Source organism: Arthrobacter sp. 05T423, from assembly GCF_056396245.1.
Genome location: NZ_JBFTLC010000044.1, coordinates 1 through 12,699, shown reverse-complemented (window position 1 = coordinate 12,699; position 12,699 = coordinate 1). Strand labels below are relative to the sequence as shown.

The 12,699-nt window shown below is 62.0% G+C and carries 15 protein-coding genes; 10 read left to right on the top strand and 5 right to left on the bottom strand.

Going from position 1 to position 12,699, the window contains the following annotated elements; all coding sequences use genetic code 11:
- Nucleotides 1-33: 33 nt before the first annotated feature.
- The 3 genes from AC1DFE_RS22075 to AC1DFE_RS22065 form a co-directional block, all read right to left on the bottom strand.
- A complete protein-coding gene (locus AC1DFE_RS22075; RefSeq protein WP_476907991.1) occupies nt 34-321 on the bottom strand; it encodes an SPOR domain-containing protein in 288 nt (95 codons plus the stop codon).
- A gap of 124 nt (nt 322-445) precedes the next feature.
- Nucleotides 446-625 (bottom strand): hypothetical protein, encoded by a 180-nt coding sequence (locus AC1DFE_RS22070; protein ID WP_476907990.1) that lies wholly within the window; start codon nt 623-625, stop codon nt 446-448.
- Between the two features lie 271 nt (nt 626-896).
- Nucleotides 897-1,334, bottom strand: coding sequence for a Rieske (2Fe-2S) protein (locus tag AC1DFE_RS22065; protein WP_476907989.1), 438 nt, complete (start codon nt 1,332-1,334; stop codon nt 897-899).
- Between the two features lie 534 nt (nt 1,335-1,868).
- Between AC1DFE_RS22065 and AC1DFE_RS22060 the strand changes: the two genes are divergently transcribed.
- The 5 genes from AC1DFE_RS22060 (at nt 1,869) to AC1DFE_RS22040 (ending at nt 5,592) form a co-directional block, all read left to right on the top strand.
- Nucleotides 1,869-2,420 carry a putative glycolipid-binding domain-containing protein gene (locus tag AC1DFE_RS22060; RefSeq protein ID WP_476907988.1) on the top strand — a complete coding sequence of 184 codons (552 nt, stop codon included), beginning with the start codon at nt 1,869-1,871 and terminating at the stop codon, nt 2,418-2,420.
- Nucleotides 2,421-2,552: 132 nt separating this feature from the next.
- Nucleotides 2,553-2,699 carry a lmo0937 family membrane protein gene (locus AC1DFE_RS22055; protein WP_159634671.1) on the top strand — a complete coding sequence of 49 codons (147 nt, stop codon included), beginning with the start codon at nt 2,553-2,555 and terminating at the stop codon, nt 2,697-2,699.
- Nucleotides 2,700-4,238: 1,539 nt separating this feature from the next.
- Nucleotides 4,239-4,772, top strand: a complete 534-nt coding sequence (locus tag AC1DFE_RS22050) for an SRPBCC domain-containing protein (RefSeq protein WP_476907987.1) — start codon at nt 4,239-4,241, stop codon at nt 4,770-4,772.
- Nucleotides 4,769-5,107, top strand: a complete 339-nt coding sequence (locus AC1DFE_RS22045) for an ArsR/SmtB family transcription factor (RefSeq protein ID WP_476907986.1) — start codon at nt 4,769-4,771, stop codon at nt 5,105-5,107. Before AC1DFE_RS22050 ends, AC1DFE_RS22045 begins: the two co-directional genes overlap by 4 nt.
- A gap of 68 nt (nt 5,108-5,175) precedes the next feature.
- A complete protein-coding gene (locus AC1DFE_RS22040) occupies nt 5,176-5,592 on the top strand; it encodes an SRPBCC family protein (RefSeq protein WP_476907985.1) in 417 nt (138 codons plus the stop codon).
- A gap of 467 nt (nt 5,593-6,059) precedes the next feature.
- Here AC1DFE_RS22040 and AC1DFE_RS22035 read toward each other — a convergent pair whose 3' ends face one another.
- Complete coding sequence (locus AC1DFE_RS22035; protein WP_476908007.1) at nt 6,060-6,497, bottom strand: phosphotransferase; 438 nt, start codon at nt 6,495-6,497, stop codon at nt 6,060-6,062.
- Here AC1DFE_RS22035 and AC1DFE_RS22030 point away from each other — a divergent pair.
- From AC1DFE_RS22030 to AC1DFE_RS22015, 4 genes are all read left to right on the top strand, one after another.
- Nucleotides 6,468-7,001 carry a hypothetical protein gene (locus tag AC1DFE_RS22030; RefSeq protein ID WP_476908008.1) on the top strand — a complete coding sequence of 178 codons (534 nt, stop codon included), beginning with the start codon at nt 6,468-6,470 and terminating at the stop codon, nt 6,999-7,001. The genes AC1DFE_RS22035 and AC1DFE_RS22030 overlap by 30 nt on opposite strands.
- Nucleotides 7,002-7,119: 118 nt before the next feature.
- Nucleotides 7,120-7,482 (top strand): hypothetical protein, encoded by a 363-nt coding sequence (locus tag AC1DFE_RS22025; RefSeq protein WP_476907984.1) that lies wholly within the window; start codon nt 7,120-7,122, stop codon nt 7,480-7,482.
- A 232-nt stretch (nt 7,483-7,714) separates the two neighbouring features.
- Nucleotides 7,715-8,125: a hypothetical protein gene (locus AC1DFE_RS22020; RefSeq protein ID WP_476907983.1), complete on the top strand. Its 411-nt coding sequence runs from the start codon at nt 7,715-7,717 to the stop codon at nt 8,123-8,125.
- A gap of 1,271 nt (nt 8,126-9,396) precedes the next feature.
- A complete protein-coding gene (locus tag AC1DFE_RS22015) occupies nt 9,397-9,708 on the top strand; it encodes a hypothetical protein (RefSeq protein ID WP_476907982.1) in 312 nt (103 codons plus the stop codon).
- A 29-nt stretch (nt 9,709-9,737) separates the two neighbouring features.
- On the opposite strand, the gene AC1DFE_RS22010 is transcribed toward AC1DFE_RS22015, so the two are convergent.
- Complete coding sequence (locus AC1DFE_RS22010) at nt 9,738-10,130, bottom strand: nuclear transport factor 2 family protein (protein ID WP_476907981.1); 393 nt, start codon at nt 10,128-10,130, stop codon at nt 9,738-9,740.
- 308 nt (nt 10,131-10,438) lie between these two features.
- Here AC1DFE_RS22010 and AC1DFE_RS22005 point away from each other — a divergent pair, with 308 nt between their 5' ends.
- Complete coding sequence (locus AC1DFE_RS22005; RefSeq protein WP_476907980.1) at nt 10,439-10,726, top strand: hypothetical protein; 288 nt, start codon at nt 10,439-10,441, stop codon at nt 10,724-10,726.
- Nucleotides 10,727-12,699: the final 1,973 nt, after the last annotated feature.

Sequence of the window (12,699 nt, the reverse complement as noted above, 5' to 3'; positions counted from 1 at the left end):
GCGGAGGTAAGGTCGCCTCGGAATTCCTTTGGATCAATGGGTCAGCACCTGCAGGTTCCAGGGGCCACGATCATTCTCTCTGGAGCCGGCGTCGCCATCCCAGCCGGTGTAGATTACCGACGCTTTGTAGCCGGCGGCCTTCATCTGGTCGATGGTGGGGGAGCCGTCGGCCTTGGTTCCAAACTGGGCCGTCCGCACCCGATAACCGAGGTCGCCGCCGGCATCGGCCAGCTGGGGTGACTGGACGTTTTCGACGCGGGCAGAAATGCCTGCCGCCTTGAGCTTGTCGGCGACCTTGCGGGCCTGAGCCTCCGTGGACAACGCGGAGCCAGAGGCGTTGGGGTCGGGCGATGTCGACGGGAGCGCAACTTTAGCGGTCCAGAAGAAGTCGTGGCCAAGGGGCCGCGGGTGATCGTGGTCCGGGTCAGGCCTGGGGCCAGAGTGGTTACGGTACGGCTCTCGGGCAGGTCTGCTGCGCCCAGATCGAGTTTGGCGGCGGGGCCCGTTTGGCCGACTGGACCGGGGTTCCGGTGGCCTGGGCCGCAGCTGTTCCGCCGACGGCCGAGGCAGCCAGAACGACGGCTGTGGCCGCCGTGAGGATGCCGCGTGTGCGAGTTGTGCTCATTGGGGGGAGCCTCTCAAGATAGGTCTTATCAAGAGCTCGCCACGTTACTGGCGAGTAATTAACCCACTGGGGCCGGCGGGTGAACAGCAGGTTGCCGGAGCAGGGGTGGAACGCTTCACCTTGAACTGGTCCTTCGGTGCTACCGGCGCCTCAAGAACGTCTTTGGTTTCTTCTGCCGTAATGGCAGTCCGCCCTGCCTCAGCACCCACGCTCCTGGGGCGTCGGCGCATCGTCTTGGCTTTGTGCTTGGGTGCCTGCCCTCGATCCGGTGTCAGGCGACGACCGTGATCCAGTCTCCGTCGATCGCGGTGGTCAGAGGCGTGAGCGGACGGCGCGCCGGCCCGCTGATGACGCTGCCGTCAGGGCCGTTGAACGTGGAGCCGTGACAGGGGCATTCGAAGGTCGTACCGGCCGGTGCCACCGGACACCCGGCGTGCGTGCACGTTGCGTCATACGCCACGACCTTGCGGTCTTCGGGCCGGAAAATAACGACAGTCCTGCCATTGGCTTTCCCGGTGGCGGTGCCGCCTACGTTGACCTCGCCAAGCTTGCCAATCCGCACGGGCGGGCCGGATGGCGCTGGAGCCGCCGGGACGGCGGCACTGCCGGAGGGGGCGACGGAGCAGGCGGACAGGGCCAGCGCGCCGCCAGCCGTGGCAGCCGTACCAACCAGCAGCGAGCGTCTGGACAGGGGAGTATCGGAATTCATGGACCTATCGTGTCAGCTGCGCCTGACAGTATGCTGCGCTCCCTGAAAACACCCACCACCGCACCGAGGTGCGGGGCGCTTGCTAGAGCGACACTGCCGCGCATTCCGGTCCGCCCAGCTGCGCGGTGTCGGCGGCTAGAGAATGCAACCTTTACAGGTCAGGGAACTCCACTCCAAGGAAAATCCGACGCATTCGATTGCGTATCATCGATAACTCCCTAGCGCGGCCAAATCATCTAGTCGGCTGCTTGCGCAGTCTTCATCCCACCTTGAAATATCCCATAATGATGCCCCTGGCCTGCTCGATGAACCTTAGATGTCCTAGGCCCCCGCCGTCGTATAAAACAACGGCACCAGAACAGACAGGGGGCGCCGAGCGTTAAAGGTCACGGCTCCGGCCAGTGGCGCTATACCCGGCCCCTGCCGACTGCTGGTGGTCCAGATCAATCAGGTCATCGCACCGGCCGAAGCTTCCCCAGCGGGCAACTTCGGAAGAAACTGTTGCTATCACGGAAGGGTGGGAGGGGCGGGGCTGTGGGCTACACCTGGTATGGCATGCAGACGCGCAGCGTCGAGCGTCTCCACTTCACGATGGGCGGAAAACTCCGGGCTCGATCCATCGTCACTGACAGTGCGGGGCGCTGCGAATATGAGGTAACCCTTGATGACCACTGGGTCTTTCGTGAGCTTACACTTCGTTATCACGACGATCGGCACCTCAAGGTCCAGCGCGGCAGCGACGGAACCTGGAGCGTCAATGGTGAGCTACGCCCCGACCTGGACGGCGCAATTGATATCGATTTGGCCTTCAGCCCCTTCAGTAACACCCTGCCGATCCGGCGACTCAACCTTGCCATTGGGTCCCGGGCCGAGATCACCACGGTCTACATCGTCGCCCCCTCGCTCCGGGTGGTGCCAGACCCGCAGGCGTATACGAGAACCGCCGTGAATCAATACCTCTATGAGTCAATGGACAGCGACTTCAGCCGCCAAATTACCGTCGATCCTGATGGGTTTGTTATCGACTACCCCGGCTTGTACTCGCGTTATCCACCACCTGGCGCCGCTGCGGCCAGTCGATGGTGAAACTCCGGAACCCCGCAGTGACACGGCCGGCCGGTCCCGTCGGTAACCTGCTCACGAAAATGCTAAGCATGGTTACTATTGATGCGTAAGTCATCCACGCGCAAAACCGCGTATACGAATAAGGAGATTCTTATGTTGCTTTGGATAGCCATCATTATCGCGGTTCTCTGGCTTCTTGGCCTTCTCGCGAACATCGGCGGAGGCCTCATCCACATCCTTTTGGTCGTTGCCGTAGTCGTCCTGATCTTCCACTTCGTGCGCGGCAGGTCGCGGGTTTAGGGACGCCGGCTGATGCCGGCCCTTGCCGGGGGCGAGGAAGCCTACGCTCCCGGCAAGGGCATCGGACGTAATGGTCGGTGAGTTAAATGCCGTGCGCCGGGGTGTTCCGGCGAGACCTGACGCGGATTTCGGAGCCGCTCCCTTGGCCGGATTTGAACGCCGATAATTGATACTTTGTCATGTTGGAAGGCGCAGGTCTTTTGGCCGTCTAGTGCCCAGGAGGGCGCTTTGGTCATGCTTCTTCTGTGTCCTCGTCCATAAGATGTTCGAAGGAGGTCCCGCCGCTATGACTCGGGCTGAACCCAAGCCGTCGGCTTGCTCCGCACATCACTGCTCAACTCATTGTTCGTGCGACGGCGGATCCGCCCCTGAGCCCGGGAACGTCGTCTCCTCGCAGTTGGCCTGCGGGGCAGCCGGTGGTGGAGAGGGATTCCCAACGCCGCAAAAGATCGTCACACCTGTATGGGTTGGGGCTGCGTACTCACAAAAGAGGGTGTGGACAGTGTCCACACCCTTGGTGTCGGATTCGGTTGTACCGGCCTCCGACTGGGGATGTTTTCGAAAGACTGGCGGATTCCCAGGTGGAGCGGCTGGTTCGAGTCCCACCTTGGGCACGTGTTCTCCCTGTTCAGGGGCTTTTTAGCCTCTGACTGTGCACAATTCTTGTTCTGAGGGGCCTCTTCGGGGGCCTTTTTCATTGGTGGCCGGTTGCCTCCTTGCCTTCCTGAATCGACGGTGCGTCCTTCGTTACCTGTTCGTGGACGTCAGTGGCCTGGGCAACATGACCTGAGTAAAGTCTGGCTTGGACTTCTTTTCCGCGTTCTTGGTCCTTCATTGCGTTCCTCCTATGCGGTTCGTGGTGTCTTCCTGCTTCTTCATCGTTACTTCCGGTGACTACTGCATGACGGTGTGCATTTTGATGGTGTTCCGACGTGAGGTGCCGGCTGCACTGTTGGTTCTTCATACCTGTTCATTGCCTCCGCGTTTGACAGCTACATAACGCTGGGGGCTTGGAGCGCGCCGTCCCGGGCGGTGGTGCCTGCTGCCTGGCTGGTTGTTCATATCCCTTCATTGCCCACGCTTGCACAAGAGCATGACCGAAGTCGACGAGAACTCATGTGTCTGCACAGGCGTCCACTGACGGCCGACGGGGTGCGGGGGAGTATCTCGAAGCGCACGGCCAAGCTTTTCGTGGACGGGTAATCCGGGCGCCATATAGTCCGTTCCGCAAGACAGCGAGCTCCCGTGAATTGATGGACTTCCCTGAGCTACGACCAGGTGGGGCGCTGATGCCCGGCAGTGTAGCCCTAAGGGCACCCTTATCGGGTCTTGAATAGGGCGGGGCATATGGCCATCGAGAGGGCATTATTCGCGTGGATTTCCTCCAGCAGGGGAGTAGCTGTGAGGTACCGCGCTGGAGGACCGGCATACGGGCACGCTTCTTGGGGCCAGCCGCCAGCGGTTCCTTACCCTGCCGGCTTTCGGATGGGTCGGTGTGACACTGGCTTTAGGCATCACGCTCCAAGCGATAAGCAACCAATGGTTGCGCAGGAAGAAACCCTGAGATATGTTGATCTGCAACCAAACGTTGCAGAAAGCGGGAAGCTCATGGAAATCGGAAGCATCGAGCGAGAGATCTACGTCGACGCGTCTCCTGAGATCGTCTTCGAGGTAATCAGCAGTCCAGAGCACATCAGGGAGTGGTGGAACGGTGCGGAGACCGATTTATCGGCGACCCCGGGCGCGGTCGCCGAGATCGCGTGGGGGAGGGATACAGCGGAGCCGCATATCCAGCCGCTCACGGTTGTCGACGCAGAACCGCCTCGCTTGTTCTCGTTCCGGTGGGTCTACGATGATGCAGCCGTGGCGACCCCTACGAACTCGTTGTTGGTGACCTTCGAGCTCGTGCCGTCCGGCACGGGCACGGTGGTCCGACTGAAAGAGACCGGCTTCCGAGAAAAGGGATGGGAGATCGCGGTTCTCGAAGCGGCATACGCCGACCATGAGAGGGGCTGGGACATCTTCGTGCCCAGCCTCGGCAACTACATCAACAGGTTGGTGTCGACGCCATGAGCATCGCAGTCGACGACGACCTCTGGTCAGCGATCGGGGACCCCACGCGACGCCGGATGCTGGACCTCTTGCTCGCCGAGGGCGCCGGCACGGCCACTACCCTCAGTGAGCGATTGCCGGTGACGCGTCAGGCCGTCTCGAAGCACTTGGTGGTCCTGGATCGCGTCGGTCTGGTACATGTCACGCTTTCCGGGCGCGAGAAGCGCTACCAGGTTGACGAGGCCCAGCTCGCCCGCGCGGTCGCCCAACTAGCGGACGTTGGGTCGACCTGGGACGCCCGTCTGCGGCGCATCAAGCGGATCGCCGAAGCGATTCAGCGCGGCCAGGAAAAGTAAACCACTCCAAAAACAAGCAATTTACGAGACGGGGAATCGACATGGTAGACATACTCCATAGAGTCGGGATGAAGTCGGCGTCAGTGGATGACGTGTACGCGGCCCTGACCACGCTCGAAGGCCTGTCGGGCTGGTGGGCGACCGACACAAAGGGCCGGGCCGAGGTCGGAGGGACCCTGGTTTTCCGGTTCGAGCCTGGCGGCTTCGACATGAAGGTGCTCGAGCTTAATCCTTCCCGGAGTGTGCTCTGGGAAGTCACCGACGGGCCCGCCGAATGGATCGGCACGACGGTGTGGTGGGACCTCAAACAGGAAGGCGACTACGCGATCGTCCTGTTCGCCCACAGGGGCTGGAGGGAGCCCGTCGAGTTCATGTACCACTGCAGCACAAAGTGGGCGACATTTCTGGTGAGCCTAAAGCAACTCGTCGAGACGGGCACCGGCGCACCTGAGCCGTACGACCTAAAGGTCTCTAATTGGCACTGACCGGGGTTGAGGAGATCGCTAATAACGGGGATTCACAAGACTCCAAAACCGGCGCAACCGCAGGGCGGAGGCAAGCAGCGCAATGGCGTTCGTTAACAACCCCTACTGCCGTGCTGCGCAACGCCTTGCTCGTCGGCATCGGCTGACTGGCCAGGCCGACGGCAGCGACGGTTTTCCAGCCCGGTCTGTTGGACGTGTGTTCATTGTTTACCGTATGGTTTTGACGGCCTCGGTTGCTGTTCACTGTCATGGTGCCAGAAATCATCAGCCGGGTTCGTGAAAGAGACCCATCGCCGGCGCTGTCAGCGGGCTCACCGAGCGAGTGGCCCTTTCCCGCCGGCGGGGTTCCTGACCATCGGAGCGAGGTCGGGTTGGCGTCTCAGTGAAGGATCGCTCTACGGACGGTCTGCAGCCCAGATGGAATCTACTAGCCGCTCTTACTCCTAGGCCCCCTCCACGCTCGTCTGCTACTTCAGTGCTTCCCGCAGCGATACAGCGTTCGCGTTCAACCAACTTTCTGCCCGTGGCAACTTGTCCTTCATCCCTTCGTCCCACCACCGGCGAAAGACAGGGTCCGTTTCCGCGGCTGCCTTCATTGTGATTGCCGAGTTCCTTTGGCGGCGGAGTGCGAGGTTGACGATCTGACTCCTCTGAATGTCATCCATCTCGTACGCGTCAGCGAAGATCCTGACACGGCGTGTAACGTCGACGTCGGACAATGCGGGCCCGCGATCCTGTGGGTGGCAAAGCGGCGCCCACCAATATAAGGCGTTGACGGCGTCAGCCACACGCGTTGTAGGTCTCGCCAGATCGAAGTCGATTAACGCCACCGGCATGCTGTCGCGGAAGACTACATTGCCCGGACAGTAATCCTGGTGAGCTACGAGCTCTGGCTCCCCGAACAGAGGTTCGTCCCTTGGCTGCGGGGATCCTGGGATCGTTCCGAAAACAGCATCGACGGGAGGACTCCACCCCTCGGCGGCATCATGTGCTCGACGAATCAGTCGAGCAAGCTCCGCCAGTTGTTCATCCCCTACGGCCCAGGCTGGAAGAGGTTCCATTGGCACGTCGCCCTCGACATAGCTCAAAACCTCCCGACCCTTTGGGTCGTACCCGTGAGGGATGGGTGCGCTCGTGAAGCCACGCTCATGGAGGTGCGCAAGAAACGCATGAATAGTTGCGGTGTACGGACGTGCAGGCCGATGGACCGAGTCCCCAATCCGGTAGACCTCAGTCCACCCTTCCCCCTCGAGCAGTACCTCATCGGCCAGATCATGGTGTTCGGTCACTTCGGCCTCTCCCTTGCAGCAACTAATTACACCATCAAAACGTTGCGCGGCGACATGCAGCCTCAATCCACGCCAGACTGCGAGGGGGCAGAGGTATCTACAGAATTCGTGGTGCACTGAATTCTTAGACGCCAAGGCATAGGATCTCGGGTATTTAGATGCTCGAAACTCTGCGCACAAGGAGTTCTTTCAGCCGGCGCCACCCGTACAACGACCACTTCCTCGCCGAAGCCTTTCCGTGACACCCCTCACTGGGGGCGCCGAAATGACGGAGATGCTCACCGAGGTCAACTCGAAATCGGACATCCTGGACCTGATCAGGGCGACCATCCTCCGGGACGTCGCTGTCCTGGCGGAGCAGTTCCAGGCCCTGGGTGCCATCGACCCGCTACTCATCGTCATCGGCAAGAAGACGGCGGAGGCGTTCGCCAAGCACGAGCGCTGCCTTGCAGAGGCCACCGGGCTCACCAGGGTCCGCTGGGTCACCGTCCCGCACTACTCGGCAGCGAACAGCAAGGCCCACGGCAACAACCCGGAAAAGTACCGGTTGCTCGTCCTTGATGCGCTGCGGGGCGCCGCCAGTCCTCTATTAGAGGGCTGAAGGGATAAGACAGCGACTTCGATCTCACTAATCTGCCCCACGCCACTAAAAAGGAGGCTGCGGGAGCTCGCGCACCAGGTGTTGAGGCCAGCCGCGGGTGCCAAGTGGCTTGGGAACTGACAGCGGAGCAGGGACGCTTGACGGACCCCGGATCAGCAGTAATCGACTGGGTCGTATGCTGGACCAAAGAGGCAGGTGGAGTCATTCGACGACTGCCGGGGCACGAGGTGACATGGTGCTTGGGACGAAGCTGCTGGTACGGATTGGCTGGATCTGCCTGGTACCTGTCAGTCTGGCGGTACTTGTGTTTGGTGTCGTGGTGGCCGTGGTTCCAATGGGCGAAGACGTTGCCCTCTATCGTGCTGACGGTCTCGCCTCCACCGGTCTCGGGCTCTTCGGCGTGCTGATCGTGCTGGTGCCCTATCGGCGCATCGAGCGGTGGGCTTGGTGGGCGCTGTGGTTCTACCCGCTCTTTTGGTTGGCTCACTTGTTTGGAAACCTTCCGCCGGGCAAGGACCACATTCATCAGGTCGTCTTCATCGCTCTTTCGTTGGTAGGGCTTTTGCTGCCTATCCGCGTCTTCTTCGCGCCGACTCGAAATCCCCGCGGTGCCGGTGTGTCCGACGGTGCCAAAACCTCTTGACGGTGCTGGCACTGCCATGAGCTGGGAGGCTACGCGAGTCTGATGAGCTTACTGCCGGTTCGTCGTCCAGCGCGGCGCGTGCCTGGGGAGAAGGAACCATCGGCCGACCACGCGCACGCTTGTCCGCGGCGTACGGTCGTCCCTATCCTCTGGCCGACCAGAATGCGGTGGATCGCCATCAACGCGCCGAGGCAAGATCGTGTCCTGGCGATCTCGCGTTTTCGTGCATGCGAGGCACTTGCTCGAACACCGAAGGGAAGAATCGCCGCCTGACCCGGCGCCTGCCGAAACTACGGTGGCACCGGGCCCTGCGGTCCTGTTCGAGTGTCCAATCCCGGCAGGTACTGGAAGTCTGACAGAACGGGCTGGGAAATCCCGGAGAGATACCCCGGATATTGCTGTGGCGCTCACTTGAAGGACATGTTTGCCGAGAGTGGTCGAAGCTTCTCACGTTCCGTGGTCCCCGGTTCGTCTTCGGTGGGAAGTCTTCAAGGCAGCGCCCCGCTGCCTGGATCAGCCTGGACTTTCCGTTGGCGGTCATATGGCTCCTGCATTTTTCCTCCGGCAGGAGTGTGCACGAGCATGGCGGCCGGACACCGTCGAGCTGACCAGCCTCGACCACGACCAGCTCATCGGCCGTGGACGGATGCCTTTCGCCGCGACCCTGGGTACTTCCTACCGCCGCATGATGCACACCCCACGGCCGCGGCTCCAGCTGGCCCTGTTCGCCAGCCTTGCCGGGTACGAACGCGAAGTCATCAACGAAAGGGTCAAGGCAGGGGTGTTGGCCGCCACGGCCCGCGGCGTCCAGTTCGGCAAGCCGGCTCCCAAAGCGGAAACGGTGGAAACCCAGGTACGGCTGTGCCGGCAAATGATGGCTGAAGGAATGTCTTCCACCGAGTCGGCGGAAGCGGTCAAACCGGTCCAAAGCGGCTGCGGCCGGGCCAGCGAGGCAGAGTCGCATGGAACCGCGACGAGTTGCATATGGGATCATGTGGATTGTCCATGGCCTGCCGCGAGCAAAGGTCTGCTGCCGCAGAAGTACGCGGTGAAGTGTTGGTCCTCGGGACCAAGTCGCTTGTCCATTACACATACACTGACTCCAGCCAGCTGAATGACTGCTTTGAGGCAGCCGCGTCGGCCACCATTCGAGCACTGAGAAAACCGAATACCGAAGGACCCCAGAGCCCCTGCTGCATACCAAGGACGACGGCCGGTACGCTCAGGCCACTCCGCCCGGCATCTGGCAGTTCAAGCCCAAAGCGTCTCCGTTGCGCGTGGCCGTCGGCGTCGTCGTCGCCCTGGTTCTGTCAGAGGTGAGAGTCTTCTTCGCCGGTCTTCTCCTACTCGTGCCTCACGGCGGAGACAGCACGCCGCTGGACGTGCGGATGGTCTTGTTCCTCATTGTCGGCTCCATCGGCTGCCTCGTCACCGGGATCGTCATTCTCGCCAAGCAGCGCAACGGGAACAGCGTGCTCAACAGCGGCCTGTACGCCAGCCAGCCCGATCTGGTTACCGAAGCGCTGGCGGCCAGGGAGCTCTCCACGTCATCCCAGCGGATCTCCGCCCACTCTGCGCAGTAGGCGGGTACTGCACTGAGGGGAGGCATATCCTAGACCCAGAAATCGTCTGCCTTCCCTGTGTCTTCGAAGTACTCCCGTCCTTCGGTGATTTTTCCGTCGCGAACCACGAACGTGATGATGGTGCCCACGTCCAGGCTTTTGTCGCCCTTTGTTGCCTGGGTCTGCTGGATCGCAACGGTGTAGTTTTCTCCGCCGACGATGTCCTTGAGGTTTGCCTGGAAGTTACCCTGGGTGCGCGCTCCCAATTCGCCGAAGTACGCCAGAACGGCGTCCCGCCCCTGCTTCGGTCCGGATAGCACGCCGCTTCCAGCAACGTTCCAGACCGCGTCCTCTGCGAATAGCTCGCTGAGGCGCGCCATATCCCCTGCGTTGAAGGCCTCATACCCGCGCCGGACCAGCTCAACATCTTCTGTAGCTCCCATGATCGGACACCTCTCCGTCGTCCTTGTTGGGTCATGCTGGGACGGCTTAAGGTTATTCTTGGCCCGGGACCCTGTCGACGCAAAACTTTTACCGGATCTACCCGGTCAACGACGGCACCAACCCTGGCACAACGCGGCAGCAGATGGAAGTGGACTACAACCAGTGGCTCGCCGAAGAGGCTCGGTCCGCCGGTGTTCTTCACACGATCTGAGCCTGGGAACGGCGGCAGCGGATGCCGCACACATCAGATCCGTCGCCTGCGCCCGCACAGGACGGAAAGCCCCGCTCCACGTATAAAGAAGGAACGATGATCGCACGCTACGCCCAGGGCACATTCGTGGACAGTTCCGCGTCCCGCGCAGAGTTCGAACGCACCGTGACCCGCTACGGGGCGGAGTCCTTCATGTGCGGCTGGCAGGATTCACGTGCCGCCCTCGCCTTCACCGCCGATGGGCGCCAGGTCCGCTTCATCCTTCCGCTGCCGAACAGGAATGAACGGCGCTTCACGCACACGCCGGCGAAAAACCAGCGCACAGCCCAGAGGCGGCAGAGAAGGAATACGAGCAGGCCTGCCGTCAGTCCTGACGGGCACTGAACCTGGTCGTGACGGCAAAGCTGAGGCGGTTGCCGCCGGCATCGTCTCCTTCGAACAGGAATTCCTGGCGCGCATCGTCCTGCCCAACGGCCGGATCGTCTTGGAAGAGACCGAAGCAAACATCGAGCTCGCGTACCTCACCGGGCCGTCAAACCGCTCCTGCAGATTGAAGGGTGGAGTCCTGGAGGGCATCAAGATCAGCGTCAAGGGCGGCCGGTAGCTGAGCTCTAACGCGCATATTCAAGCTGGGAAAGCAGTGGGTGTCCGCCCGGTCCGGGCGTGCAAGGGGGTGCTTTCCCGACCCGGCGTTCTGAAGCGGTGGGTTCGCGGCTACCTTCAGCTTCAGGGACTCAAAAAGTCTCTCGCTGGCACACTGGGAAACCCGGGTGCTGCCTGAGAGCTGCATTCCGTTAAACCCCTCATATGGAGGGCCCGGGCACCCTCGCGCAAGGTATCTTCCCAAGGTTTCGCGGGGGTGCCGGCGCCTGGGGGACCGATGCCGGCCAACAGCCTGACGTCGATGGGCATATGGGGCAAGGACGTGGTGTTCCTACACGTGCCCCCGCCCATGAGCGAGTGCGTCTGCGCACGGCCGGGTCCGGAGCACAAGGATGGCCATGCGTTCCGGATCCGGCGTTCTGAAGCTAACGGTTCACGGCCACTTCTGCTTCAGGGACATGGCCAGTGTGTGACCAAAACCCTATGAAATGCAGAGGCCACCTGCGAACATACCCCCCATTTCGGGGGGTAACGGCAAGGCCGTCCCACGGTGTCCAAGCTGTCATGGATGTGAGTCGACACCCTTCTGAGGTTTTCTTCCCGCTGCCGGCCAGTCCGCCAGCCAGGCAACACCCGGTCCAGTTCCTGCGCTCTCGCCTCGTCCAATTCGCCTCGGTGCAGTTTGGCCCACTGGTAATGCAGCCACACACCGAGATCGTGTTCGAGCCCTTCCACGAATATTTTGTGGCGGGGCCAGTCGTGGCCGGCGGCCCGGTACTCGACCAGGCCGTGGGCCGCTCCTCCCACCATGCCTTACCAGCCTCGGCCCGGCTGGGCGACTGCCATCCCGAAAGGTCAGCAAGCCCTTCCCGGTAGGCAGGCGCCAGGGTTCCGTCGCGCGCTTCCACCCGTCGACGCTGCAGTCACGCCGCCAGGGTTCGCTCCGACTCACTCGAACTGGCCCTGGACGGGTACCGGCCAGTGTCCGCCGCGAACACGGCGAGCTGGCGCATGTGTTCCAAGCCCGCCGCCGATGCCGCATGCGCCGTCCCTAGGGCGGCGGCTGCCGCATGCGCGGACTGCAGCTCCGGGTCTGCCGCCCTGGCAGCGGGCAGGGGAGCCAACGGTCGAGGTCGCGGCTCCGACCAGTTTCGCGATCTGACCGCGCGCAAGGCCGTCCCGGTACATCAGCACCCACTCCGGGTTCGGGGCAGCCTTCCAGCGCTTAGTCACACGATCATTTTGCCAGTCGCCCCCGGCGCGACTGGTTGCATGCCATCCATGTGCCCGGCATCAGGGTGACGACTACAAGTCTGCGTCGACGCCTTGGAGCAAGCCGCTCGTGTCGGACCGGGCTGGGGAGGCCGCGAACGGTTGCCGAAGGGCTCGAGCCGGCTAATTGCTTGCTAGGTAAGGACGTTTTGTGATGCGAAGATCGTGGAAGCTATGACGAACCACACCCCCACACGGCAAATATGCCGTCAAAGATCCGGATGAACGCGGGTTTTGCGAAGACGGATCTGGAGTAGTCCACTCCGAGCGGTTTGAAGTCTTTCAGGGCGGAGACATAGGCACGCGCTGATCCGCGCAGGTCGGTGGCCAGCTCCAAGCCTAATATGTGATTGGTTCTGTCAAGGGGCGGGGGGATGCGTCCCGGGGTTGTGTAGTCCTGGGGTTGCTTGTTTGGTGTTGGCCGTGACCTGGCTGTCGGTGGTCAGTGTTGTTGTGGCCGGGGTGTCTGGCCGGGTGGTCAG